General features: G+C 59.9%; 21 protein-coding genes. 11 read left to right on the top strand and 10 right to left on the bottom strand.

The genetic code is table 11. The annotated features are described in order from the left end of the window. Positions 1-42: 42 nt before the first annotated feature. From ACZ0A4_RS23160 to ACZ0A4_RS23150, 3 genes are all read left to right on the top strand, one after another. On the top strand, positions 43-591 hold the full coding sequence (locus tag ACZ0A4_RS23160) for a cupin domain-containing protein (protein ID WP_008086779.1): 549 nt from the start codon (positions 43-45) through the stop codon (positions 589-591). Positions 592-772: 181 nt separating this feature from the next. Then, a complete protein-coding gene (locus tag ACZ0A4_RS23155; RefSeq protein ID WP_053125000.1) occupies positions 773-1189 on the top strand; it encodes a c-type cytochrome in 417 nt (138 codons plus the stop codon). 360 nt (positions 1190-1549) lie between these two features. After that, positions 1550-3472, top strand: coding sequence for an acetyl-CoA hydrolase/transferase C-terminal domain-containing protein (locus ACZ0A4_RS23150; RefSeq protein ID WP_463576487.1), 1923 nt, complete (start codon positions 1550-1552; stop codon positions 3470-3472). Between the two features lie 131 nt (positions 3473-3603). Here ACZ0A4_RS23150 and ACZ0A4_RS23145 read toward each other — a convergent pair whose 3' ends face one another. Both ACZ0A4_RS23145 and rep read right to left on the bottom strand, forming a co-directional pair. Then, positions 3604-4176 (bottom strand): xanthine phosphoribosyltransferase, encoded by a 573-nt coding sequence (locus tag ACZ0A4_RS23145; RefSeq protein WP_102901445.1) that lies wholly within the window; start codon positions 4174-4176, stop codon positions 3604-3606. Positions 4177-4235: 59 nt separating this feature from the next. Further along, complete coding sequence (gene rep / locus ACZ0A4_RS23140; protein WP_064116415.1) at positions 4236-6245, bottom strand: DNA helicase Rep; 2010 nt, start codon at positions 6243-6245, stop codon at positions 4236-4238. A 262-nt stretch (positions 6246-6507) separates the two neighbouring features. On the opposite strand from rep, the gene ACZ0A4_RS23135 reads away from it, so the two are divergent. Next, positions 6508-8178 (top strand): putative bifunctional diguanylate cyclase/phosphodiesterase, encoded by a 1671-nt coding sequence (locus ACZ0A4_RS23135; RefSeq protein WP_463576486.1) that lies wholly within the window; start codon positions 6508-6510, stop codon positions 8176-8178. 58 nt (positions 8179-8236) lie between these two features. On the opposite strand, the gene ACZ0A4_RS23130 is transcribed toward ACZ0A4_RS23135, so the two are convergent. After that, on the bottom strand, positions 8237-9631 hold the full coding sequence (locus tag ACZ0A4_RS23130; protein ID WP_463576485.1) for a NorM family multidrug efflux MATE transporter: 1395 nt from the start codon (positions 9629-9631) through the stop codon (positions 8237-8239). A gap of 158 nt (positions 9632-9789) precedes the next feature. On the opposite strand from ACZ0A4_RS23130, the gene ACZ0A4_RS23125 reads away from it, so the two are divergent. The 3 genes from ACZ0A4_RS23125 (at position 9790) to ACZ0A4_RS23115 (ending at position 14305) form a co-directional block, all read left to right on the top strand. Next, the gene (locus tag ACZ0A4_RS23125; protein WP_034152038.1) at positions 9790-10710 is read left to right on the top strand and encodes a LysR substrate-binding domain-containing protein; all 921 of its coding nucleotides are present in this window, start codon (positions 9790-9792) and stop codon (positions 10708-10710) included. Between the two features lie 184 nt (positions 10711-10894). Next, complete coding sequence (locus ACZ0A4_RS23120; RefSeq protein ID WP_463398363.1) at positions 10895-12871, top strand: methyl-accepting chemotaxis protein; 1977 nt, start codon at positions 10895-10897, stop codon at positions 12869-12871. Positions 12872-13090: 219 nt separating this feature from the next. Beyond that, entirely contained in the window at positions 13091-14305 is a 1215-nt protein-coding gene (locus ACZ0A4_RS23115) for an aldose 1-epimerase family protein (RefSeq protein WP_463576484.1), read from the top strand. Here the strand turns inward: ACZ0A4_RS23115 and ACZ0A4_RS23110 are convergent. Further along, positions 14302-15795 carry a YifB family Mg chelatase-like AAA ATPase gene (locus ACZ0A4_RS23110; protein ID WP_463576483.1) on the bottom strand — a complete coding sequence of 498 codons (1494 nt, stop codon included), beginning with the start codon at positions 15793-15795 and terminating at the stop codon, positions 14302-14304. The genes ACZ0A4_RS23115 and ACZ0A4_RS23110 overlap by 4 nt on opposite strands. A 964-nt stretch (positions 15796-16759) precedes the next feature. Then, a complete protein-coding gene (locus tag ACZ0A4_RS23105; RefSeq protein ID WP_007920416.1) occupies positions 16760-17020 on the bottom strand; it encodes an accessory factor UbiK family protein in 261 nt (86 codons plus the stop codon). Positions 17021-17434: 414 nt separating this feature from the next. Between ACZ0A4_RS23105 and glnK the strand changes: the two genes are divergently transcribed. From glnK to sutA, 4 genes are all read left to right on the top strand, one after another. After that, the gene (gene glnK, locus ACZ0A4_RS23100) at positions 17435-17773 is read left to right on the top strand and encodes a P-II family nitrogen regulator (RefSeq protein WP_002555808.1); all 339 of its coding nucleotides are present in this window, start codon (positions 17435-17437) and stop codon (positions 17771-17773) included. 38 nt (positions 17774-17811) lie between these two features. After that, positions 17812-19149 carry an ammonium transporter gene (locus ACZ0A4_RS23095; RefSeq protein ID WP_158830123.1) on the top strand — a complete coding sequence of 446 codons (1338 nt, stop codon included), beginning with the start codon at positions 17812-17814 and terminating at the stop codon, positions 19147-19149. 214 nt (positions 19150-19363) lie between these two features. Further along, entirely contained in the window at positions 19364-19789 is a 426-nt protein-coding gene (locus tag ACZ0A4_RS23090) for a secondary thiamine-phosphate synthase enzyme YjbQ (protein ID WP_463576482.1), read from the top strand. A gap of 102 nt (positions 19790-19891) precedes the next feature. Further along, positions 19892-20218, top strand: coding sequence for a transcriptional regulator SutA (gene sutA, locus ACZ0A4_RS23085; RefSeq protein ID WP_463576481.1), 327 nt, complete (start codon positions 19892-19894; stop codon positions 20216-20218). Between the two features lie 190 nt (positions 20219-20408). On the opposite strand, the gene ACZ0A4_RS23080 is transcribed toward sutA, so the two are convergent. From ACZ0A4_RS23080 to lysA, 5 genes are read right to left on the bottom strand one after another with little or no spacing between them, the layout of a single operon-like run. Next, positions 20409-21116, bottom strand: a complete 708-nt coding sequence (locus ACZ0A4_RS23080) for an HAD family hydrolase (RefSeq protein WP_463576480.1) — start codon at positions 21114-21116, stop codon at positions 20409-20411. Beyond that, positions 21113-22012, bottom strand: a complete 900-nt coding sequence (gene xerC, locus ACZ0A4_RS23075; RefSeq protein ID WP_123532691.1) for a tyrosine recombinase XerC — start codon at positions 22010-22012, stop codon at positions 21113-21115. The genes ACZ0A4_RS23080 and xerC overlap by 4 nt, the downstream gene beginning before the upstream one ends. A gap of 2 nt (positions 22013-22014) precedes the next feature. Next, the gene (locus ACZ0A4_RS23070) at positions 22015-22740 is read right to left on the bottom strand and encodes a DUF484 family protein (RefSeq protein ID WP_064389523.1); all 726 of its coding nucleotides are present in this window, start codon (positions 22738-22740) and stop codon (positions 22015-22017) included. A 13-nt stretch (positions 22741-22753) separates the two neighbouring features. Further along, complete coding sequence (gene dapF, locus ACZ0A4_RS23065) at positions 22754-23584, bottom strand: diaminopimelate epimerase (protein ID WP_008084573.1); 831 nt, start codon at positions 23582-23584, stop codon at positions 22754-22756. A 3-nt stretch (positions 23585-23587) separates the two neighbouring features. Next, a complete protein-coding gene (lysA, locus tag ACZ0A4_RS23060) occupies positions 23588-24835 on the bottom strand; it encodes a diaminopimelate decarboxylase (protein ID WP_463576479.1) in 1248 nt (415 codons plus the stop codon). Positions 24836-24839 lie beyond the last annotated feature (4 nt).

The following is a 24839-nucleotide window of genomic DNA, read 5'->3' as shown; positions in this document are numbered from 1 at the left end:
TGATAACGCTCAATATTCTTACAACATCAGGAGGCTCCCGCCTTGGACGTCGGTGAACGACTGCAATCGATCCGCAAGCTCAAAGGGCTTTCCCAGCGTGAACTCGCCAAACGCGCGGGCGTCACCAACAGCACCATTTCGATGATCGAAAAGAACAGCGTCAGTCCTTCGATCAGTTCGCTGAGAAAGGTACTGGGCGGCATTCCCATGTCCATGGTTGAGTTCTTTTCCGAAGAAATCCTGCAGGAAGTCCCGACCCAGATCGTCTACAAGGCCAACGAGCTGATCGACATTTCCGACGGCGCCGTGACCATGAAACTGGTCGGCCGCGCGCACCCCAGCCGCGCCATCGCCTTCCTCAACGAAATCTACCCACCGGGTGCCGACACTGGCGAAGAAATGCTCACCCATGAAGGCGAAGAAACCGGGATTCTGGTGGAAGGTCGTCTGGAACTGGTGGTGGGTCTGGAAACTTTTATTCTCGAAGCCGGCGACAGCTACTACTTTGAAAGTACCAAGCCGCATCGTTTCCGTAATCCGTTCGACTTGCCTGCGCGACTAATCAGCGCAGCCACGCCGGCGAATTTTTAACAAAGAGGTGCCAAGCCATGATGGCAAAGGCATCCGGACAGTTTTTCTACCGTGCGGTATAACCCCTTCGACTATGGGGTTGTTTCAGTGTGACGGGCTACCCGCTATACTTCCGCCCGCCTGCGAACCGTGGCCGCAGGCGTGAATAGCCACCATTGAGGGTGAACGCGTGAATCTAATTATGAAAATGCTGGCTGCACCAGCAACCGTATTGGCCCTCTGGGCTGTCAGCGCTCAAGCTGCGACGAATGACGACATTGCCAAACGCCTCGAGCCTGTCGGCCAGGTGTGTGTTCAAGGGCAGGAATGCAAGGGGATGGAAGTGGCGGCAACTGCCGGCGGCGGTGGCGGTGCGAAGACTCCGGACGAAGTGATTGCCAAACATTGCAACGCTTGCCATGGCACGGGCTTGTTGGGGGCGCCGAAAATTGGTGATGCCGCCGCGTGGAAAGACCGTGCTGACCATCAGGGCGGTCTTGATGGTCTGCTGGCCAAGGCCATCACCGGCCTTAACGCGATGCCACCGAAAGGCACCTGCGCCGATTGCTCGGACGACGAGTTGAAGGGCGCGATCCAGAAGATGTCCGGCCTGAAGTAAGGCGCGCTTCTGACGAAAAAAACCGTCTTCGGACGGTTTTTTTGTGCCTGCGATTCAAGAGCCCTCACCCCAGCCCTCTCCCAGAGGGAGAGGGAGCCGACCGAGGTGTCTTACGCTCTACATCGACCTGACAGACCGTAGCGACTATGGATTCGGTACATCACGTTCAAGTCGGCGTACCTCTCCAATATCCCCCATTCAGTCCCCTCTCCCTCCGGGAGAGGGCTAGGGTGAGGGCAACAATTTCGAGTAGGAAAAGGATTTCACGAACAGCGCACGTTCACTCTGAAGCTGTTCATTGCAGCAAACTCAAGGCAATCTCGGTCTACCCCTATTCACGGAACGGGCAGGAGGCTTCAGATGGTGCAGTTGTGTTCGATCGAACAGGCAGTGGACGACGTGCTGGCGCGTTTGCCTGCGCACATCCACATGGGCATGCCGCTGGGGTTGGGCAAGCCCAATCACTTCGTCAACGCGCTGTACCGGCGAATCAAAGCGCTGCCCGAGCGGCAACTGACGATTTACACCGCGCTGTGTCTAGGTCGCCCTGCACTGGGCGATGGCTTGCAGAAGCGCTTTATCGAGCCCTTTGTCGAGCGCGTCTTCGGTGATTACCCGGAGTTCGATTTCCTCGCCGACCTGCACCGCGATAGCCTGCCCGCCAACATCCGTATCGAACAGTTTTTCATGCAGCCCGGCAGCCTGCTCAACAGCGCGCCGGCCCAGCAGGATTACGTCAGCAGCAACTACAGTCACGCCGCCCGCGACATCAACGCCGCCGGGCTGAACCTGGTGGCGCAATTGCTTGCCAGCAGCAGCGACCATCCCGATCGCCTGAGCCTGAGCTGCAACCCGGACATCACCCTTGACCTGTTGCCGATGATCGCCAAGCGCCGCGATGCGGGCGAGACCATTCTGCTGGTCGGCCAGGTGCACACGGATCTGCCGTACATGCCGGGCGATGCCGAAGTCGACATCGACACCTTCGACCTGCTGATCGACGAGAAGGACAGCAGCACGCTGTTTTCCACGCCGAACATGCCGGTAGGGTTTCAGGATCATTTCATTGGTGTGCACGCGAGTACGCTGGTGCGTGACGGCGGCACGTTACAGATCGGCATCGGCTCGATGGGTGATGCACTGACAGCCGCGCTGCTCGCACGTCAGGCGGATAACGCCGGTTACCTGGCCTTGCTGCATGACATCAACCTCAGCCAATGGGCGCAACTGATCGAGCGCGAAGGCGGCACCGGGCCGTTTGCCAAAGGCCTCTACGGTTGCAGCGAGATGTTCGTCAACGGCCTGCTGGTATTGGCGGATGCCGGGATCATTCGGCGCAAGGTCTACCCTGATGTGCCGACGCAGGAGCAGGCCAACGCCGGCACTCTCGACGAAGCCGCGCAAACTGACGGCATCTCGGTGCACGGCGGTTTTTTCCTCGGCCCGCGCAGTTTCTACGAGCGCCTGCGGGAGTTACCACAGAGCAAACGCCTCGAATTCAACATGACCCGCATCAGCTACATCAACGAGCTCTACGGGCAGGAAGAACTCAAGCGTTTACAGCGCCTCGACGCGCGATTCATCAACACCGTGTTCACCATGACCCTGCTTGGCGCTGGCGTGGCGGATCAACTGGAAGACGGCCGAGTGCTCAGCGGTGTCGGTGGGCAGTACAACTTCGTTGCGCAGGGGCATGCGCTGCACGATGCCCGTTCGATTCTGATCCTGCGCAGCTGGCGTGAATCCGGTGGCGATGTCAGTTCCAACATCGTCTGGGAATACGGCCACTGCACGATCCCCCGGCATCTGCGCGACATTGTCGTGACCGAGTACGGCATTGCCGATCTGCGCGGTAAATCCGACGCAGTGGTGATCGAGTCGCTGCTGAACATCAGCGACTCGCGTTTCCAGCAGGGTTTGATCGAGCAAGCGCAAAAGGTCGGCAAACTGCCCAAGGATTTCCGTCTCGATCCACGCTTTGCCGACAACACCCCGCAGCGTTTGCAGGCCATCGCCGCGCGCCATCCGAACCTGTTTCCGGAGTATCCGCTGGGCTGTGATTTCACCGCGATCGAACGGGATCTGCTGCGGGCGCTGAACTGGCTGAAGAGCAAGTTCAAGCTCACCGAAATCCTCGAACTCGGCAAAGCCGCCCTCGACGCCCCCGAGGCATCGCTGTACCCCGAGCACCTTGAGCGCATGCAACTCACCAACCCGGAAGGCCTGAGAGAAGACCTCTTCCAGCGCTTGCTCCTCACCGGCCTCAAAGCCACCGCGCAGTAACTGCACACCGCAAAACCCACTGTGGGAGCGAGCCTGCTCGCGAAAGCGGTGTATCAGTCGACCAAGATGTCGACTGACCCAAAGCATTCGCGAGCAGGCTCGCTCCCACAGGGTATTGCGGTGTGGCTGGTTTACTCGATGAAGGTAACGACGCCACCCGTCAGCGATTTCACCCGGGCCAGCGATTCAACGCGGTAGCCCTGAGAGTCCAGCTCGGCGCGGCCGCCCTGGAACGACTTCTCGATGACGATGCCCAGACCGGCAACGGTCGCGCCGGCCTGTTTGATGATCGAGATCAGCGCTTGCGACGCCTTACCGTTGGCCAGGAAGTCGTCGATGATCAGCACGCGGTCGCTGCTGGTCAGGTGGCGCGGGGAGATGGCCACGGTGCTTTCGGTCTTTTTGGTGAACGAGTAAACGGTCGCCGACAGCAGGTTTTCAGTCAGAGTCAGGGACTGTTGCTTGCGGGCGAAGATCACCGGCACGCCGAGATTCAGACCCGTCATGATCGCCGGGGCGATGCCCGAGGCTTCGATGGTGACGATCTTGGTGATGCCCGAGTCCTTGAAGAGCGAGGCGAATTCGTCGCCGATCAGCTTCATCAGGGCCGGGTCGATCTGGTGGTTCAGGAAGGCGTCGACCTTCAGGACCTGGTCGGAAAGCACAATGCCTTGTTCGCGGATTTTCTGGTGCAATGCTTCCATGAAGCTGTCCTCTTTTGGCGCTTTGTGCGCCGAAGGTCTAGTAAAAAAAGTGGTCAATTCTAGCGCTTTAACATCGCGCGTATATCAGCCAATGCGCTATTGCCGCGCACGACTTTGACTTCGGTCGGTGTGTCGTCATTGCCTTCCCAGGCCAGATCGTCCGGCGGCAGCTCATCGAGGAAGCGGCTCGGCGCGCAGTCGATGATCTCGCCGTACTGCTTGCGCTTGGCGGCGAAGGTGAACGCCAGGGTCTGGCGCGCGCGGGTGATGCCCACGTAGGCCAGGCGGCGTTCTTCTTCGATGGTGTCGGCTTCGATGCTGGAACGGTGCGGGAGGATTTCCTCTTCCATGCCCATGATGAACACGTAAGGGAATTCCAGACCCTTGGACGCATGCAGGGTCATCATCTGCACGCCTTCGGCGCCGTCTTCCTCTTCCTGCTGACGTTCGAGCATGTCGCGCAGGACCAGTTTGCCGATGGCGTCCTCGACGGTCATTTCGCCTTCTTCGTCCTTCTCGAGGGTGTTTTTCAACGCCTCGATCAGGAACCAGACGTTGCTCATCCGGTAATCGGCCGCCTTGTCGCTGGAGCTGTTGGTGCGCAGCCAGTTCTCGTAGTCGATGTCCATGACCATGCTGCGCAGTGCCGAGATCGGGTCTTCGCCGGCGCACTGCTCGCGGACCTTGTCCATGAAGCGCTTGAAGCGCGACAGGCGATCGGTGAAGCGGCTGTCCAGATGCTCGCCCAGACCGATTTCATCGGTGGCAGCGTACATCGAGATTTTGCGTTCAGTGGCGTAGTTGCCGAGTTTTTCCAGCGTGGTCGAGCCGATTTCCCGGCGCGGCACGTTGATCACCCGCAGGAAGGCGTTGTCGTCATCCGGGTTGACGATCAGGCGGAAGTAGGCCATCAGGTCTTTCACTTCCTGACGGCCGAAGAAGCTGTTGCCACCGCTCAGGCGATACGGCACCTGATGATGCTGCAATTTCAGCTCGATCAGCTTGGCCTGATAGTTACCGCGATAAAGGATCGCGAAATCGCTGTACGGACGGTCGGTGCGCAAGTGCAGGCTGAGGATTTCCATGGCCACGCGCTCGGCTTCGGCGTCTTCGTTGCGGCAGCGGATCACGCGGATCTCGTCGCCGTGGCCCATCTCGCTCCACAGCTGCTTTTCGAATTCGTGCGGGTTGTTCGAGATCAGCACGTTGGCGCAACGCAGGATACGACTCGTCGAGCGGTAGTTCTGCTCGAGCATCACCACTTTCAAGGACGGATAGTCGTCCTTGAGCAGCATCAGGTTTTCCGGCCGCGCGCCGCGCCAGGCGTAGATCGACTGGTCGTCGTCGCCCACCACGGTGAACTGGTTGCGCTTGCCGATAAGCATTTTCACCAGCAAATATTGGCTGGCGTTGGTGTCCTGGTATTCGTCGACCAGCAGGTAACGCACCTTGTTCTGCCACTTTTCGAGAATGTCGGCGTGTTCTTCGAAGAGTTTTACCGGTAGCAGGATCAGGTCGTCGAAGTCCACGGCGTTGAACGCTTTCAGCGTGCGCTGATAGTGGGTGTAGACGATGGCGGCGGTCTGTTCCTTGGGATTGCGCGCGTTCTCCAGCGCCTGCGGCGGCAGGATCAGGTCGTTTTTCCAGGCGCCGATCATGTTCTTGATCTCGTCGACGCCGTCTTCGCCCGCGTATTCCTTCTGCATGATGTCGGTCATCAGTGCTTTTACATCGGTCTCGTCAAAGATCGAGAAACCTGGCTTGTAGCCCAGCCGCGCGTGTTCCTTGCGGATGATGTTCAGACCGAGGTTGTGGAACGTGCAGACGGTCAGACCGCGACCTTCGCCGGCCCGCAGCAAGGTGCCGACCCGCTCTTTCATCTCGCGCGCGGCCTTGTTGGTAAAGGTCATGGCGACGATGTACTGGGCGCGGATGCCGCAGTTCTGGATCAGGTGCGCGATCTTGCGCGTGATCACGCTGGTCTTGCCGGAGCCAGCACCGGCGAGCACCAATAGAGGGCCGCCGACGTAGTTCACGGCTTCTTGCTGCCGGGGATTGAGTCGGGACATACGAAAATTCGGGAGTCGTTGACGAAATGGGCCGGCATTTTAACAGGCTCAGAGAATTGTGCTGCTCTCTCCGACTTGTGACGTACCACGCGATTCAAATTTGCCGGTTTTGTTACTTTCGCGGAGGATGCGCGGTGATTTTGCGGCTAATGTTCTCATTCGTGACACAAAATAACGTTTTGATAACCGTTGTCATTTGGTCATTGAACATCGCAACGGCATAATGCCCCGCCCACATCTTTGCAGAGTCTAGGGAGCTAGCTTGTCTACGCCTGTCGAACCCTTGCGTTTGCTGCTACTGGCCGAAGAGCCAGCGTGGACAGCGTTATTGCGCGAGTGTCTGGCTCCGTTGGGGAGCGCGGCGGTGCTGATCAGCGCGCCGAGCTGGAAGTCGGTCAGCAGTTTGTTCGAAGACAACCGCAATGCGGTGTTGTTGACCCTTCCGGCATTGCAACCGGCACCGGGCCGTTGCAGCCTGCCGACGGTATTGCTGCTGGAACATGAACCGGACACCGCGCCGGTTGGCGTCAGTGACTGGCTGGTGTTCGACGCCCTCGACGCCGGCATGCTGCGCCGTTGCCTGCGCCATGTGCGCGAACGCGGCGTTCTCGAAAACACCCTGCAACGCCTTGCCGAACAGGATCCGCTGACCGGCATCGCCAATCGCCAGGGTTTCCAGACCTTGCTCGCCGCGCGCCTCGCTGAAAGTGATGGTCGCGGGCTGGCCCTTGGGCATCTTGATCTCGATAACTTCCGGCATGCCAACGATGCGCTTGGTCATCAGGCGGGCGATCGCTTGATCTTGCAAGTCGTTGCGCGGCTGAAAAGTCAGCTGGAGGCCGGTGATCAACTGGCGCGGCTGGGCAGCGACGAATTCGCTCTGCTGATCGACACGCGCCGTGCGCCGCAGCGCGCCGAGTGGATGGCCGAACGCATCACCGAAGCCTTGTCCGAACCGTATTGGGTCGATGGAGAGAGCCTGTTGATCGGTTCCAGCCTCGGCATTGCCCACGCCCGCGCGCAGGGCGGCGCTGACCCGCTGATGTGGCATGCACACATCGCCATGCAGCAGGCCAAGAGCACCCAGGGCTGCACTTTTCATATCTTCAACGAACGGATCAACCGCAACGCGCGGAGCATGGCCGACCTCGAAAGCGAGCTGCGCCGGGCGTTGCGTCGCGATGAGCTGGAACTGCATTACCAGCCACGCCTGAATCTTGAGGATGGGCAGATTGTCGGCCTCGAAGCGTTGGTGCGCTGGCGTCACGGCGAACGTGGTTTGCTGCCGCCGAGCGAGTTCGTGCCGTTGGCCGAGCAGAGCGGCTTGATTGTGCCGCTGGGTTACTGGGTGATTTCCCGCGCCCTGCGCGACATGCAGGCGTTGCGTGAACGCGGACTGCCGGCGCTGCACATGGCGATCAACCTGTCGTTCCGCCAGTTTCAGGACAGCCAATTGTTGCCGACGCTCAGCCGCCTGATCGCCGAGCGCGGTGTAGAAGCGCAGTGGCTGGAATTCGAACTGACTGAAACGGCGGTAATGCGTCGTAGTGATCTGGTCAAGCAAACCATGGATGCCCTCGGCCGCCTCGGCGTGCGCTTCTCGCTGGATGATTTCGGTACCGGGTTCTCGTCGTTCGTGCACCTCAACAGCTTGCCGATCACGCTGCTGAAGATCGACAAGAGTTTCGTCGGTGGCATGGAGCAGCGCGAAGAGAACCGTAAACTGGTGCACGCGATGATCAATCTTGCGCACAACCTGCATCTGGAAGTGGTAGCCGAAGGCGTGGAAACCCCGGAGCAACTGGAACTGCTGCGCGGGTTTGGCTGCGATCAGGTGCAGGGTTACCTGATCAGCCGGCCGTTGCCGTTGGCGGAACTGGTTGAATACCTGACGTTTGGCTCAAGCCAACAGGTTTCTGTGGAGGCCGTTTAAAAGATCGCAGCCTGCGGCAGCTCCTACACCGATCCCTGTAGTAGCTGCCGTTTTGTTCTTAATCCGCACCAACGACCTCAAAGCGTGATGTAACAGGCTCCAACCGAATCATCCGCTTCATTTTCCATTCAAACGCCAGCGTCAAACTCACCGCCGCACACGCCAGGCCTAGCGCCAAACCCCACCAGACGCCTGTCGGCCCCCAGTTCAAGTGGAACGCCATCCACCACGCTGCCGGCGCACCAATCAGCCAATAGCAACCAAGCCCGACCAGAAACGTGGTTTTCGCATCCTTGAGCCCGCGAATACAGCCCATGGCAATCGTCTGCGTGCCGTCGAAGAGCTCGAACCATGCCGCCACGGCCAGCAGGCTCACCGCCAAACGAATCACTTCGGCAAACACCGGATCATTGTGATCAAGGAATAACCCGACCAACTGATTTGGCAGCAACCAGAAAACCAGTGCAAAACCCAGCATCACCACGGCGCCAAAGACGATGCCGACCCGCCCGGACATCCGCGCATCGCTCAATTGCCCGGCACCGTAATGCTGGCCGACGCGCATGGTGATCGCGTACGACATGCCCGCCGGCACCATGAATGCGACCGAGACGATTTGCAGGGCAATCTGGTGTGCGCCCAGTTGCGTGCTGCCCATGGTGCCCATGCACAGTGCCGCGAAGGCGAACAAACCGACTTCCACTGCGTAGGTGCCGCCGATTGGCAGGCCGAGGCGCCACAACTCTTTCAGGTACTGCCGATTCGGCCGCGACAGGCCCGCGCGCAGCGGATAAGCGTCATACGCTGGATGCCGACGGATATGCCAAGCCAGCGCCAATGCCATGCAGTTGGCAACAATTGCCGTGACCAGGCCGATCCCCGTCAGGCCCATTTTCGGCAGACCGAACATGCCGGTGATCAGCGCGTAATTGAGCAGGAAGTTGGCCACCGTGCCGGCGAGGCTGATCACCATCACTGGTGTCGCCCGGCCAATCGCACTGGTGAAACCGCGCAGGGCCATGAAGCTCAGGTAGCCGGGCAGGGCGAAGGGCAGGGCAATCAGGAATTGCCCGGCGGCGTTGACGTTGGTTTCGGTCTGGCCGAACAGCAGCAACACCGGTTTCAGGTTCCACAGCAGCAACCCGGCGCCCAGCGCCATCAGCCACGCCAGCCACAGACCGGCCTGAGTCAGCCGTGCGGCGCCGATGATGTCGCCGGCGCCCTTGCGAATCGCCACCAAGGTGCCCACCGCCGCAATCACACCGATGCAGAAAATCGATACGAACGAATAGCTCGCCGCGCCGAGACCGCCACCGGCCAGCGCTTCCGGACTCAGGCGCGCCATCATTAAAGTGTCAGTCAGCACCATCAACATGTGCGCCAACTGTGAAGCGATCAACGGCCCTGCCAGCCGCAGGATGGCCCAGAGTTCGGTACGCACAGGATGCTGCATGGTCATCACCACTCGATTTCAGAGGGAACAGGAGACCGTCGATTCTCGGCGCTTGGCAGGCGTTGCACAAAGGGATAAAAAGGATGGGTGGCATGATTAAAACTCATCTTGAGCAGATTTTGTCAGACTGGCTGCATCCCGCTATAGGAGCTTTCTGTATGTCTCGTCGTCTTCCTCCCTTGTATGCCCTGCGCGCATTTGAAGCGGCAGCGCGGCATAGCTCGTTCACCCGTGCGGCGGAAGAGTTGTCGATCACCCAGAGTGCGGTCAGTCGGCATATTCGAACCCTGGAAGATCATTTCGCTTGCCGGCTGTTCCATCGCAGCGGGCGCAATCTGCAACTCACCGAAGCGGCCCGCCTGCTGTTGCCCGGTATCCGCGAAGGCTTCACTGCTCTGGAACGAGCCTGCAATACCTTGCGTGCCGAAGACGACATTCTGCGCATGAAGGCGCCGTCGACCTTGACTATGCGCTGGCTACTGGCGCGGCTTAGTCGTTTCCGTCACTTGCAGCCGGGCAACGAAGTGCAACTGACCAGCGCCTGGATGGATGTCGATTCGGTGGACTTCAACGATGAACCGTTCGATTGCGCAGTGCTGTTGAGTGACGGGCATTTTCCGCCGGACTGGGAGGCCAGTCTGCTCTTTCCTGAAGAGCTTATTCCCGTGGGTGCGCCGAACCTGCTCAACGATCAACCGTGGGATCTGGCCCGGCTGGCGTCCACCGAATTGCTCCATCCGACCCCGGATCGGCGTGACTGGCGAAGTTGGCTGGAACACATGGGGCTGTCAGATCAGGTGTCGCTGAAGGGCGGACAGGTGTTCGATACCCTCGAACTGGGCATGATCGCGGCGGCGCGCGGCTACGGCGTGTCGATGGGCGATTTGTTGATGGTTGCCGAAGACGTGGCACAAGGAAGACTGAGCCTGCCGTGGCCAACGGCGGTCGCCAGCGGATTGAATTATTACCTGGTGTGGCCAAAAACCCGTCCGGGAGGTGAACGTTTGCGTCGTCTCAGCGACTTCCTGCAAGGCGAAGTCCGCGCCATGGAGCTGCCGGCGGTTGCGCGCTTGAGCTGAAACGTTCGAGCCGCCACAATGGCGGCCTTGCGCCATACCCACGTTGCGCGCTCAAGTATTCGGTTTCACCGCCGACTATGAGCAAGTGGAACCGTCGTGCCGGTCTCCACGATTCACCCCCACTATTAGAAAATTATCCGAGTCGAGATCAAGGAGGATCCCGTGGCTCGGCCAGGAGCTGTCCATGTCTCAACCTCGCGCTCGGATCGCCTCGCAGCTGGGCCTCGCGCTCGCCGTGATACTGGCGATTGTCATCAGTGGCAGTACAGTGTTCGCCCTGCGTTCGCTGGATTCGGCCAACCTCGCCACCCGTGAAGAGCATCTGGCCAGTGAGGCGCGGCTGTTGGCCGACCAACTGAGTACCTTCCACGGCACGCTGCGTGAAAGCACCCAGCGCTTGAGCGGGTTGTTCGAGAAGCGCTTCAGCGCGGGTTTGAGCATTCACCCGAGTGAGCCGGTAACGGTGGCAGGCACCCAGACCCCGGGTTTGCACCTGGGCAGCGAAGTGCTGAACAACAACTTCAAGGAAGTCGACGAGTTCAAGCAGATGACCGCCGGTGTCGCCACGCTGTTCGTGCGCAGCGGCGAAGACTTCGTCCGGGTCAGCACCTCGCTGACCAAACAGGACGGCACGCGCGCCATCGGCACCTTGCTCGATCACGCGCACCCGGCCTACGCGAAGCTGATGGCAGGGCAGAGCTACGTTGGTCGCGCCTTGTTGTTCGAGCGTTCCTACATGACCCAATACACCCCGGTGCGCGATGGCAGCGGCAAAGTGATTGCAGTGTTGTTCGTCGGCTTCGATTACACCGACGCACAGAACGCCCAGTTCGATAACCTCAAGCGTTTCCGTATTGGCCAGACAGGCTCCCTGGCACTGCTGGATGAGCAGAACAAATGGCTGGTACCGCCGGCTGGCGTGCAGGCGCTGGATCAAGCGATTCCGGTGATCAGCGGTCTGGCGAAAACGCCGGGCAAAGGTCAGTTCTGGGGCGATAAGTCCGAAGATTTCTACAGCGTTGCCGTGCCGTTCGACGGTGGCCCGTGGTCGGTAGTGGCGAGCATGCCGAAAGCCGAGATCCGTGCGGTAACCTGGAGCGTCGGTACGCAACTGGCCATTGGCAGCCTGTTGGCGATGCTGCTGGCGGTCGGTTCCGTAGTCTGGTTGCTGCGTAGCAAACTGGCGCCACTGAGCGATCTGGTCCGTCAGGCGGAAGCCTTGGGTGCCGGCGATCTCAGCGTGCGCCTGAACGTGTCGAGCAACGACGAAATCGGTCAGCTGTCCCGCGCGTTCAACCAGATGAGTCAGGCGCTGTCGACCATGGTCGAGCACATCCGCCGCTCTTCGGAAGAGGTCAACAGCCGTGCTCAAGCCTTGTCTGGCCTGTCCGGTGGCGCGTACGAAGGCATGGAGCAGCAGTCCGGCGAAATCACCAGCATGGCCGGCGCGGTGGAAGAGTTCAGCGCGACCTCGCTGAACATTGCCGACAACATGGGCGCAACTCAGCGTCTGGCGCAGGAAAACGCCCAGCAAACCCAGATTGGCCGCAGCTCGATGGAAGAAGCGTCGTCCTCGCTGGAGCAAATCGCTGGCGCCCTGAACAGCACCGCCACCGTGATCAACACCCTCGGTCAGCGTTCTCAGGAAATCGGCGGCATCGTTGGCGTGATTACTTCGATTGCCGAGCAAACCAACTTGCTGGCGCTGAACGCAGCGATCGAAGCGGCTCGCGCCGGCGAACAAGGTCGCGGCTTTGCCGTGGTAGCCGATGAAGTGCGCAGCCTGGCTTCGCGTACCCGTCAGGCGACTGATGAAATTTCCAGCATGATCCACAGCATCCAGCAGGAAACCGGCAACGCCATCAGCACCATGGAGCAGGGCAATGTGCTGATGCAGGAAGGCTTGTCGCGCAACGCCAATGTCGCGTCGGCGCTGGCGCGTATTGACGAGCAGAGCCGTTCGGCGGGGCAGCAGTTTGCGGCGATTACCACGGCGACTCAGGAACAGAGCAGCACTGCGACGTTGTTGAGTAGTAATTTGCAGAGCATTGCGCTGGCCAACAGTGAGCAGCGTGAGGTTGTATCGAACCTGGCGGTGACGGCGAAAGAGCTGGAGAAGCTGGCGGCGGATCTGCGCTCCGAGGTTGATCGCTTTCGTTGATGTGTGCCTGAAATAGCTTTCGCGAGCAAGCTCGCTCCCACAGTTTCCGGGGTCGCTCACAAATCGTGTGAGCAACCTAAAATCTTGTGGGAGCGAGCTTGCTCGCGAAGGCAACACCGCCGATCCATGGCAGATCACCCTATATGTCTCTCATCTCTACTTGCTGAAACGTTTCCGCAGCGCTATAAAAATGGCACAACTCCAATAAAGGCTACTGCCATGACCCCGCTCAAACTCGCCGTCGCCCTCGGCGCATTCTCTGCTGCTTCCCACGCCATGGCCTGGGATTACGTCCTTCTCGACACCAACAAACCCGCGCAAAACTGGACCATCACCAATGAACAGCTCGGTGTGAAAACCGATAAACCCTTCTCCGTAAGCCTGCGTACCTTGCACGGTGGCCGGCAGGAAGGCGTCAGCATCGTTGATATCGATAACGGCACAATGAAACTCTCGGTGGTGCCGACCCGAGGCATGAATGTCTTGCAGGCCTCTGTCGGCAACGTGCGCATGGGCTGGGATTCGCCGGTCAAGGACGTGGTCAACCCGGCCTTTATCGAGCTCAACGGGCGTGGTGGGCTGGGTTGGCTGGAGGGCTTCAACGAGCTGGTCGCCCGCTGCGGTTACGAATGGGTTGGCCATCCCGGTATCGACAATGGTGAACTGCTGACCCTGCACGGGCGCGCTGCCAACATCCCGGCCAGCACCGTCACTCTGCACATTGACGAAAAACCGCCCTATGCCATCAGTCTGCGCGGCGAGCTGAAAGAGCAGGCCTTCAAGAAAGTCGACTTCTCGGTCGTCACTGAGCTGGTCACCGAACCTGGCAGCGTGCGCTTTGCACTCAACGATACGCTGACCAACAACGGCGACTATCCAAAGGAATACCAGGCGCTGTACCACAGTAACTTCAGTACGCCGTTCCTCGAGCAGGGCGCCCATTTTGCTGCGCCGGTAAAACAGGTGTCGCCGTTCAACGACAAGGCCAAGGCCGATCTGGCTGACTGGCAGACTTATCGCGCGCCGACCAAGGACTACGACGAAACCGTCTACAACGTCGTGCCCTATGCCGACGCCAAAGACGAAACCCTGACGGTTTTGCACAATAAAGCCGGCAGCCTCGGTGTTTCCGTTGGCTTCAATACCCGGCAGTTGCCGGTGTTTTCCCTGTGGAAAAACACCGATACCCAAGGTCAGGGTTATGTCACGGGGCTGGAACCGGGCACCAGTTTTTCCTACAACCGTCGCTATCAGCGTCCGCTGAATCTGGTGCCGACCATTGCACCCAAGGAACACAAACAGTTCCAGATCAGCTACAGCCTGCTTGCAGACAAGGGCGCTGTGGATAACGCCTTGAAGCGTGTGACCGAGATTCAGGCTGGGCGCGAAACTGAAGTGCGGCAGACGCCACTGGTGGATCTGACCGAGCATTAAGGTGTCGCCGGCCGATATTGCAGCGCCTCGGCCAAGTGTTCGCGTTTGATTGCATCGACTTGCTCAAGGTCTGCCAGGGTTCGGGCGACTTTGAGCAGGCGATGCGCTGAACGCAGCGATAGTGTCAAACGCTCACAGGCCGACTCCAGCCAGGCTTCGTCGACTGTGGATAACTTGCAGTGTCGCTTCAAGCCCGGCAGATCGAGAAATGCGTTGGCGCAGCCTTGACGCTTTTGCTGTCGTTCGCGAGCCTCGGCTACCAGTGCTGCGGCGCTGGCGCTGTCCTCGCCGGGTTTAATTGCCGGATTCAAGGCCGTCGCCTCCCGCGCCACCGTCAGGTGCAGATCAATCCGGTCCAGTAACGGTCCAGACAGCTTGTTGCGATAGCGCTGCACCATGTCCGGTGTGCACGAGCACTTGCCACTCGGCTCGCCCAGATATCCACAGGGGCAGGGGTTCATCGCCGCCACCAACTGAAACCGCGCGGGAAAACGCACGCGATCCTTGGCCCGGGCGATCACGATGAATCCCGACTCCAAAGGCTCCCGTAAAACCTCCAGAACTTTGCGATCGAACTCCGGCAGTTCGTCGAGAAACAACACACCGTGATGGGCCAAGGTGATTTCGCCGGGTTGCGGTTTCGAACTGCCACCCACCAGTGCAGGCCCGGAGGCGGAGTGGTGCGGTTGACGGAAGGGACGCTGCGGCCAATGGGTCAGCGGTGCGCCACTGGCGACGGACTGAATCGCCGCCACCTCCAGTGCTTCACTCTCGGCCAGCGGCGGCAACAGCCCAGGCAGTCTACTAGCCAACAGCGTTTTTCCGGTCCCCGGCGGCCCGCTGAACAACAGGTTATGCGCCCCCGCAGCGGCAATCAGCAACGCTCGTTTCGCCGCCACTTGCCCCTGCACTTCATTCAAGTCGGGATAAGGCTTGCTGGCATGCATCAGCCCGTCGGAGACATAGGGTTCAACCGGCGTATGCCCATTGAAATGCGCCACCGCCTCCAGCAAATGATCCACCGCAAACACCTTCAACCCCGAAGCCAGACACGCCTCCTCGGCATTCGCCCGCGGCACCACCAGCGCACGACCCGCTTTGCGCGCCGCCAACGCTGCCGGCAACACCCCGCGCACCGCTCGTACTGCGCCGGACAACGCCAGCTCCCCCAGACATTCCACCTCATCCAGCGTCAGACACGGCACCTGCACACTCGCCGACAGAATCCCCAAGGCAATCGCCAGATCAAACCGCCCGCCATCCTTGGGCAAATCCGCCGGCGCCAGATTCAAGGTGATCCGCCGCGCCGGAAACTGCAGCCCGGAATTGATGATCGCGCTGCGCACCCGGTCCTTGCTCTCCTTCACCGCCGCCTCGGGCAGCCCGACCATGGTCAGCGACGGCAGGCCGTTGGCCAGATGGACTTCGACAGAGACAGCGGGGGCTTCCACGCCAATCTGGGCGCGGCTGTGGACGATGGAGAGGGACATGGTCGTTCCTTGAGCTGAATCGGGAGCCGCTTCCTGCGGGTTTTTGAAGCGTAGTCTGGGGAGAGGGCGTTGGTCGGACAGTTTTAAGGGCGAACTTTCACTGGATGTTGCCTGAGGCGGACATTTGAGCTGGCTAGCTCATGGTCGGCGTAGGCACTCCGCAACTAGTTCGGTGCTTTCACATGGATGCTTCGCAGTGGCTTCCATGAGGTAAACGTGGATTAAGGGTCATGCCCCATAAAAATCGAGACGAAAAAAAACCGCCTTGAGAAAGCGGTTTTTTATATGCAGGCTTCGGTGAGGCCAAGGCCTGCGCATCCTTAGCGGACACACTCGTGTTGCCCGAGATTATGCATATTTGACCGGTGGCGCAAGCATCATTGAAATTTCAGCCAATCAATCGATTAAAAGATTCGAGGACCAACATCGGTTTGCCGGTACATGATAACGACTTGATACAACTTGTTTAAATGCCACGGCCGGACAGCGAATACCATTCGCCGTGACGATGCCCACTCATCGAGTGTTCGCAAAGTGTGGACGGGAGCGAAAAAAATTCATGTTCCTCGACACGGTTTGAGACCCGTGCCGGTGCTGATCTTGGGGAGCCCACACCCGGCCGCCTTGGCGGACACACTCGTGTGTAGTCCCGAAGGTGTTCGTACGCCGGAAAGTGCATCGGAGGTTTGGCCCCACGCAAGGAGGGCCAAAGTATGTCTAAGTTTCTTAAACATATGTGGCGCCTCGTCAGGATCGCGTTATGGGCTTTTCGCCTGTACGAGATTCTGCGAGACCGTTGGAATAATTCGTTGTAAGGATTGATCTGACGGAAACCGCTCCTGTCTCGGCAGGAGCGGTTTAATTGACCTTTCGACATACATACTTCGAAGTTTGCCAAGAACGGGAAGGTCGTGCCGACCTTCAATCGCTAGCAGGTTAGCTCCCCACAGGGATTAGCAGCGTGTTACTCAGCGGGCGGCGTCAGCTTGGCTTCCATCTCGGCAACTTTCGCTTCGAGGCTTTCGAGGCGAGCGCGAGTGCGGGCCAGAACGACCATCTGACTATCAAATTCTTCACGGCTGACCAGGTCGAGTTTGCTGAAGGCACTCTGCAGCAGCATCTTGAACTGGCTTTCGATTTCGGCTTTCGGCAGCGGGGTGTCGCCGCTGAAGAGGCGGGAGGCGGTGCCGCTCAGGGCGTCGAGGAAGTCTTTGGGCGCGAGCATGGTGGATGTCCTGGAAACAATGGCCGGCAGTGTATCACGCAGTGTCTATAGTCAATCTCGTGGTCAGGGATGCACGCTTTTCGCGCAGGCGGACGGACGGCGACGCACCGTTGTTGTGCGTATCCGGATGGGGTTTTGCACGAGATGGCATGCGGCAGCGGCCAAGGGATTGAAATCAGGGGATTTTGGCGAGATGGCAAGGTTTCTGCTTAGTCACCTTCGACCCATGCACTGATGCAGTCGCTGTGACGAATGCAGTGCGGCAGACGGAGCGGGGAGTTTCGTCGGCAGCGGTTAGCTGGCGTCAGTCGGGCAGGTACGGCCGACGATGCGTTACAAAGCCAGGCACTGCGCTTAGACTTGAGTCGGGTTTGTTTTCCTGGGGCAAGTCCACCAATTCGGGAGAGAGTTTTCATGAAGCTAGTCACTGCCATCATCAAGCCGTTCAAGTTGGACGACGTGCGCGAGTCGCTGTCCGAAATCGGCGTGCAGGGCATTACTGTTACTGAAGTCAAAGGCTTCGGCCGGCAGAAGGGTCACACCGAGCTGTATCGCGGCGCGGAATATGTGGTCGATTTTCTGCCCAAGGTGAAAATCGACGTGGCCATCGACGACAAGGATCTGGATCGGGTGATCGAGGCGATCACCAAAGCGGCCAACACCGGCAAGATCGGTGACGGCAAGATCTTCGTGGTCAATCTGGAACAGGCGATTCGCATCCGTACCGGCGAAACCGATACCGACGCGATCTAAGCGCCGCCACAAACCCCAACGCCCCAGGAGAAAACAATATGACTCTGCGTAAATTCGCAGGGCTAGGAGCCCTGTTGTCTATCGTAATGCCCGGCCTTGCTATGGCGGCAGACGAAGTGGCGGCCCCGGTCCTCAATTCCGGCGACACTGCCTGGATGCTCACCTCGACAGCCCTCGTGCTGTTCATGACCATCCCCGGCCTGGCGCTGTTCTACGGCGGCATGGTTCGCTCGAAAAACATTCTTTCCGTGATGATGCAGTGCTTCGCCATTACCGGTCTGATCAGCATCCTGTGGGTCATTTATGGCTACAGCATTGCGTTCGACACCACCGGCATGGAGCAGGGCGTCGTCAATTTCAACTCGTTCTTCGGCGGCATGGGCAAGGCGTTCCTCGCCGGTGTCACGCCTTCGAGCCTGACCGGCCCTGCAGCGCTGTTCCCTGAGGCGGTGTTCATCACCTTCCAGATGACCTTCGCGATCATCACCCCGGCGCTGATCGTCGGTGCGTTCGCCGAGCGCATGAAGTTCTCCGCGATGCTGATCTTCATGGGCATCTGGTTCACTCTGGTTTATGCACCGATCGCGCACATGGTCTGGTCCGGCAACGGCGGCCTGATGTGGGACTGGGGCGTACTCGACTTCGCCGGCGGCACCGTGGTGCACATCAACGCCGGTGTGGCCGGTCTGATCTGCTGCCTGGTGTTGGGCAAGCGTAAAGGCTTCCCGACCACCCCGATGGCTCCGCACAATCTCGGTTACACCCTGATGGGCGCAGCGATGCTGTGGGTTGGCTGGTTCGGCTTCAACGCCGGTTCCGCTGCGGCGGCCAACGGCACCGCCGGCATGGCGATGCTGGTCACTCAGATCGCTACCGCTGCGGCTGCGCTGGGCTGGATGTTTGCCGAGTGGGTCACCCACGGCAAGCCAAGCGCACTGGGCATTGCTTCGGGTGTGGTTGCAGGTCTGGTCGCAATCACTCCGGCTGCTGGCACCGTGGGCCCGATGGGCGCACTGGTCATCGGTCTGGCGGCGGGCGTGGTGTGCTTCTTCTGCGCCACCACCCTGAAACGCAAACTCGGTTATGACGACTCCCTGGACGCGTTCGGCGTACACGGTATCGGCGGTATCCTCGGCGCGATTCTGACCGGTGTCTTCGCTGCGCCGTCGCTGGGTGGCTTCGGCACTGTGACCGACATCGCCGCACAAGTATGGATTCAGTGCAAAGGCGTCGGCTTCACGGTGATCTACACCGCGATCGTCACCTTCATCATCCTCAAGGTCCTCGACGCCGTCATGGGGCTGCGTGTGACCGAGGAAGAAGAGTCGGTCGGCCTCGATCTGGCACAACACAACGAACGCGGCTACAACCTGTAAGTACGCGCATCAAAAAATTGCCCGGTTCGCCGGGCATTTTTTTGTCCGGAATTTGTCATTCAAAGAGCAGCTGAAAGGATTTTTCGTACTGCTTTGGTCGTGTTTACGACGAGCGTTTTTCTGCGGCCAATGGCTTACATGATTGCAGGAATATTAGGGCCTTTGTTTTTTCCCAGAGCGCGCTAGAATGCGCCCCGAACGTGCGGAGAACTGTATGTGGCAACAGACTCTGATAACCCTGCGGGCACGGCCCCGGGGCTTTCATCTGGTAACGGACGAGTTACTCGCTGGCCTGCCTGAACTCAGGGAGTGCCGGGTCGGTCTGTTGCATTTGTGGCTGCAGCATACCTCGGCGTCGTTGACCATTAACGAGAACGCCGATCCGGCGGTACGTCGCGACTTCGAACGATTTTTCAATCGTCTGATCCCACAAGGAACAGACGGCTATGAGCATAACGACGAAGGCCTGGACGACCTCCCGGCGCACTTCAAGGCCAGCGTGCTTGGTTGCCAGATCACTCTGCCGGTTTCGGCAGGTCGGCTGGCACTGGGGACCTGGCAAGGCGTTTATCTGGGCGAGCACCGTGATCATGGCGGTGCCCGAAAAGTCCTCGCCACCTTGCACGGTGAAGGGGCATAAGCCGTTGGTCACCAATGGTTACTGATTTTTTAACGGCGACTTTCGACAGTTGCCAAAGCTGGTCTATAACTAATCTGCTTTTCGCAAGTCATGAGGTAGAACATGAGCGACGATGATCTGGAAAACGACGACCTCGAAGTAGGCGACGAAGACGAGGCCGAGGAAGGCCTGGAAGCAGCAGCGGGAGACGTTGCTGATGACGATGGTGGCGACGATACGCCGGCTCCGGCTGCCAAAGGCAAAGCCAAGGCTGCGGTGTCGGTAGATGAATTGCCGAGCATTGAAGCCAAGAACAAGGAACGCGACGCCCTGGCCAAGGCCATGGAAGAGTTCCTGTCGCGCGGCGGAAAAGTGCAGGAAGTGGAGGCCAATGTGGTCGCTGATCCTCCGAAGAAGCCGGACAACAAGTACGGTAGCCGCCCTATCTGAGGCGTGCCGCTTGCTTGCTGAAAAAGCCCGCCGTCGCTGCGGGCTTTTTCATGTCTGGAATAAAGGAGCTGAAGTGAATGCAGTTCCCTTGTGGGAGCGAGTTTGCTAGCGAATGCGGTAGGTCGTACAGCATTGCAGTGACTGAGCTGACGCTTTCGCGAGCAAGCTCGCTCCCACAGGGAGTAGTAGATCAGTTCGAGGTGGCATTCCAGCGGGCGAGTACCGCTGGCAGGTCGGTCAGGCTGCGGATTTCGGCATCCGGTAGACGATCCGCTTCCCACGGCTTGCCCGCCGGGTTAAACCAGATAGCCCGCAACCCCGCCTGCTGTGCGCCGGCAATGTCATCACCCGGATGATCGCCGATATGCACGGCGGTTTCGGCGGTGGCGCCACCGCGCTGCAAGGCCTCTTGAAACAATCGCGCATCCGGTTTGGCGATGCCGATATCTTCCGCGCACAACGCAAACTTGAAGTAGTCCGCCAGCCCTAACCGACGCACATCGGCATTGCCATTGGTGACCACGCCAAGCGAGTAATGATTGGCAAGAATCTCCAGCACCGGTTCGACTTCAGGGAACACTTCGATCTGATGCCGCGCATGCAGAAATACTTCAAAACTCTTGTCCGCCAGCTCCGAGGCTTCGCCATGGGCGTACCCGGCTTCCTCTAGCGCATGAAACAGAACCCGCCGACGTAGCGCACTGATCCGATGCTTGAGCCCCGGCTCACTGGCCAACACCCGCTCGCGAATCGCCCACAAATCCTCCACCGGCACGGCGCCCAGATTCGGCGCATGTTCGCTCAACCATTCGCGCAATATCGCTTCGGCGCTGACAATCACCGGGGCGGTGTCCCACAGGGTGTCGTCGAGGTCGAAGGTGATCAACTGGATGCTCATGAATCGTCGCCTTTCATACGTTTGGCCCGTGGATGGGCGCTGTCGTAGACCGCCGCCAGGTGCTGGAAGTCCAGGTGGGTGTAGATCTGCGTGGTCTTGATGTCGGAGTGGCCGAGCAATTCCTGCACCGCGCGCAGATCCTGCGAGGATTCGAGCAGGTGGCTGGCGAAGGAGTGCCGCAGCATGTGCGGGTGCAGGTTCTGCCCCAGTTCGCGCTCGCCGGCCAGTTTGACCCGCACCTGAATCGCTCGTGGGCCGAGGCGCCGGCCTTGCTGGCTGACGAACACGGCATCGTCCGTCGGGTTAGTCATGGCCCGCAACGGCAGCCATTGTTCGAGCGCTTCGCGGGCCTTTTTGCCCACCGGCAGCAGGCGGGTTTTACTGCCCTTGCCGAGGACTTGAACCATGCCGTCGGCGAGGTCGAGCTGATCGAGGTTGAGCCCGGTCAGTTCAGAAAGGCGCAGGCCTGAAGAGTAGAAAAGCTCCAGAATCGCCTGATCGCGCCGCGCAAGAAAATCATCCTCGACCGCACCTTCGAGCAGTTGCAGCGCACGGTCAGTGTCGAGGGTTTTCGGCAGGCGGCGCTCGCCTTTAGGTGGTGCCAGACCGGTCGCCGGATCATGGTCACAAAGGCCTTCGCGATTCAGATAGTGATAGAGCCCGCGCACCGCCGACAGCAAACGAGCGAGACTGCGTGAGGACTGCCCTTGCGCGTGCAAACGGGCGATCAGGCTGCGCAGACGTTGAATATCCAGGGCGGCCCAGCTGCCGATGTTCTGTTTGACGCACCAGCCGAGGACTTTATCGAGGTCGCGGCGGTAGGCCGACAGGGTGTGCGGCGACACCTGTCGCTCACTGCGCAGGTGTTCGCAGTAAGCGTCCAGTTGTCGTTCCATGCTCAGCGTACCGAGCGCAAAGAACTGTTAACCCGTGGCAGCACGCGGCCCATGACTTCGGCGATGTAGCTGAGGAACAGCGTACCCACCGAACTCTTGTAGTGCTGCGGGTCACGGCTGGCGATCGCCAGAATCCCATGGATACCTTGATGGCTGACCGCGACCACGGCAGTGGAACCGATCTGCTTGCGCTGTTCTTCGCCGAAGAGGAAGTCCAGTTCGTGTTCGCGCAGGGTGCCGCTGACGCTTTTGCCTTCGGTGAGCAGGCCGCCGATGGCGACTTGGGCGTCAGCGTGGGTAACCCAGCGCCCGACCGGCGCCGGGTTGTCGCCGAGCAGGATCAGGCTGACAAAAGGCACCTGGAAATCCTGACGCAGACTGTCCTCGACGCTGATGACGACGTCTTCCAGGCTGGAGGCGTCCATCAGGGAGAGGATCAAACGGCGGGTCTTGTCGAACAGGCGATCATTATCGCGGGCAACGTCCATCAACTGCGAGAGGCGGTGACGCATCTCGATGTTGCGGTCGCGCAGAATGGTCATCTGCCGCTCGACCAGCGACACGGTGTCGCCGCGCTGATGCGGAATGCGCAGAGCGGGCAGCAGTTCTTCGTGCTCGACGAAGAAGTCCGGATGCGCCTCGAGGTATGCGGCAACCGCTGCCGCCTCCAGGCTCTCGGACGCTGATTCGTCGGACTGTCGGGCGGGTACCTGAGGCTTATCGGTCATGGTTTCTGCTCACTCAAAGACGTACTTGTCCTTCGTATACACGAACTGCCGGACCGGTCATCAGCACCGGTTGGCCAGGTCCTGCCCATTCAATGGACAGACGCCCGCCAGGCAGGTCGATCAATAGCGGCGAATCCATCCACCCCTGGCTGATCGCAGCGACAGCCGCTGCACACGCGCCGGTGCCGCAGGCCTGGGTTTCCCCGGCACCGCGTTCCCACACGCGCAACTGCGCACGGTTGCGGTCGATGACCTGGAGAAAACCGACATTCACTCGCGCGGGGAAGCGCGGGTGGTGTTCGATTTTCGGCCCCAGTTCATGCACCGGTGCACTGTTGATGTCCTGCACGCGCAATACCGCGTGCGGGTTGCCCATCGACACGGCGGCCAGTTCGACTGTGGTGCCGTCGACTTCCAGCTGATAACTGATGGCTTGCGCTGGCGCTTCGAACGGAATGTCCGCCGGCACCAGGCGCGGGGCGCCCATGTTCACACCGATCTGGCCGTCGTTACGCACGTCCAGTTCGATGATGCCGCCCTTGGTCTCAACGCGGATCTGCCGTTTCGCGGTCAGACGCTTGTCGAGCACGAAGCGTGCGAAGCAGCGTGCACCGTTGCCGCACTGTTCGACTTCCGAACCGTCGGAGTTGAAAATCCGGTAACGGAAATCCACGTCCGGATTGCTCGGCGCCTCGACGATCAGCAACTGGTCGAAACCAATACCAGTGTGGCGGTCGCCCCATTGCTTGGCGTGCTTTGGCTGAATATGCGCGTGCTGGCTGACCAGGTCGAGAACCATGAAGTCATTGCCCAAGCCGTGCATTTTAGTAAAACGCAGCAGCATGGGTTACTCCGGCAGCAGGCTTTCGCCGGCAAACAGCTCGGCCACGGTTTCGCGGCGACGCACTTCGAAAACCTGGTCTCCGTCTACCAGCACTTCAGCGGCACGGCCGCGAGTGTTGTAGTTGGAACTCATGACAAAACCGTAGGCACCGGCCGAATGCACAGCCAGCAGATCGCCTTCGGCCAGGGCCAGCTCGCGATCCTTGGCGAGGAAGTCGCCGGTTTCGCAGATCGGGCCGACGATGTCGTATTTGCGCGCAGCGCTGTCACGCGGTTTGACCGCCGTGACGTCCATCCACGCCTGATACAGCGCCGGGCGGATCAGGTCGTTCATCGCCGCGTCGACGATGGCGAAATCCTTGTGTTCGGTGTGCTTGAGGTACTCGACCTGGGTCAGCAGCACGCCGGCGTTGGCGACGATGTAGCGGCCCGGCTCGAACACCAGCGCCAGATCACGACCGTTGAGACGCTCGCGTACGGCTTTGATGTAGTCGGCAGCCAATGGCGGCTCTTCATCGCGATAACGCACACCCAAACCACCACCGAGATCGATGTGGCGCAGGTGAATGCCGCAATCGCCAAGACGATCAACCAGATCCAGCAGACGGTCGAGAGCATCGAGGAACGGCGGCAGCGTGGTCAGTTGCGAACCGATGTGGCAGTCGACGCCGACCACTTCGAGGTTCGGCAGATGCGCGGCACGCACGTACACGTCTTCGGCGTCGGCAATGGCGATGCCGAACTTGTTCTCTTTGAGACCGGTGGAAATGTACGGGTGGGTGCCGGCATCGACGTCCGGGTTCACCCGCAGCGATACCGGTGCGCGAACGCCCAGTTCGGCGGCAACCACTTGCAGACGCTCGAGCTCGTCAGTGGATTCGACGTTGAAGCAGTGCACGCCGACTTCCAGCGCGCGACGCATGTCGTCACGGGTCTTGCCGACGCCGGAGAAGACGATCTTGTCAGGGCTGCCGCCAGCGGCGAGAACGCGCTCCAGCTCGCCACGGGAAACGATGTCGAAACCGGCGCCGAGACGGGCCAGGACATTCAGTACGCCGAGGTTGGAGTTGGCTTTGACCGCAAAGCAGACCAGGTGCGGCATGCCGGCCAGCGCATCGGCAAAGGCCAGATACTGAGCTTCGATGTGTGCGCGCGAGTAAACGTAGGTGGGCGTGCCGAAGCGGTCGGCGATGGCGGACAGCGCCACACCTTCCGCGAACAGCTCCCCGCCACGGTAGTTAAAAGCGTCCATGGCG

The organism is Pseudomonas sp. AC172, from assembly GCF_979258595.1.
This window is presented reverse-complemented; position numbering and strand designations above follow the sequence as displayed.

Excerpts from the sequence above, each read along its gene's own strand:
- ACZ0A4_RS23070 (WP_064389523.1), bottom strand. The coding sequence starts at position 22,740 with ATGACCGATAAGCCTCAGGTACCCGCCCGACAGTCCGACGAATCAGCG.
- ACZ0A4_RS23110 (WP_463576483.1), bottom strand. The coding sequence starts at position 15,795 with ATGTCCCTCTCCATCGTCCACAGCCGCGCCCAGATTGGCGTGGAAGCC.
- ACZ0A4_RS23105 (WP_007920416.1), bottom strand. The coding sequence starts at position 17,020 with ATGCTCGCGCCCAAAGACTTCCTCGACGCCCTGAGCGGCACCGCCTCC.
- ACZ0A4_RS23095 (WP_158830123.1), top strand. The coding sequence starts at position 17,812 with ATGACTCTGCGTAAATTCGCAGGGCTAGGAGCCCTGTTGTCTATCGTA.
- ACZ0A4_RS23115 (WP_463576484.1), top strand. The coding sequence starts at position 13,091 with ATGACCCCGCTCAAACTCGCCGTCGCCCTCGGCGCATTCTCTGCTGCT.
- glnK (WP_002555808.1), top strand. The coding sequence starts at position 17,435 with ATGAAGCTAGTCACTGCCATCATCAAGCCGTTCAAGTTGGACGACGTG.
- xerC (WP_123532691.1), bottom strand. The coding sequence starts at position 22,012 with ATGGAACGACAACTGGACGCTTACTGCGAACACCTGCGCAGTGAGCGA.
- ACZ0A4_RS23080 (WP_463576480.1), bottom strand. The coding sequence starts at position 21,116 with ATGAGCATCCAGTTGATCACCTTCGACCTCGACGACACCCTGTGGGAC.
- ACZ0A4_RS23150 (WP_463576487.1), top strand. The coding sequence starts at position 1,550 with ATGGTGCAGTTGTGTTCGATCGAACAGGCAGTGGACGACGTGCTGGCG.
- ACZ0A4_RS23145 (WP_102901445.1), bottom strand. The coding sequence starts at position 4,176 with ATGGAAGCATTGCACCAGAAAATCCGCGAACAAGGCATTGTGCTTTCC.
- sutA (WP_463576481.1), top strand. The coding sequence starts at position 19,892 with ATGAGCGACGATGATCTGGAAAACGACGACCTCGAAGTAGGCGACGAA.
- ACZ0A4_RS23125 (WP_034152038.1), top strand. The coding sequence starts at position 9,790 with ATGTCTCGTCGTCTTCCTCCCTTGTATGCCCTGCGCGCATTTGAAGCG.
- ACZ0A4_RS23090 (WP_463576482.1), top strand. The coding sequence starts at position 19,364 with ATGTGGCAACAGACTCTGATAACCCTGCGGGCACGGCCCCGGGGCTTT.
- ACZ0A4_RS23155 (WP_053125000.1), top strand. The coding sequence starts at position 773 with ATGAAAATGCTGGCTGCACCAGCAACCGTATTGGCCCTCTGGGCTGTC.
- lysA (WP_463576479.1), bottom strand. The coding sequence starts at position 24,835 with ATGGACGCTTTTAACTACCGTGGCGGGGAGCTGTTCGCGGAAGGTGTG.
- dapF (WP_008084573.1), bottom strand. The coding sequence starts at position 23,584 with ATGCTGCTGCGTTTTACTAAAATGCACGGCTTGGGCAATGACTTCATG.
- rep (WP_064116415.1), bottom strand. The coding sequence starts at position 6,245 with ATGTCCCGACTCAATCCCCGGCAGCAAGAAGCCGTGAACTACGTCGGC.
- ACZ0A4_RS23130 (WP_463576485.1), bottom strand. The coding sequence starts at position 9,631 with ATGCAGCATCCTGTGCGTACCGAACTCTGGGCCATCCTGCGGCTGGCA.
- ACZ0A4_RS23120 (WP_463398363.1), top strand. The coding sequence starts at position 10,895 with ATGTCTCAACCTCGCGCTCGGATCGCCTCGCAGCTGGGCCTCGCGCTC.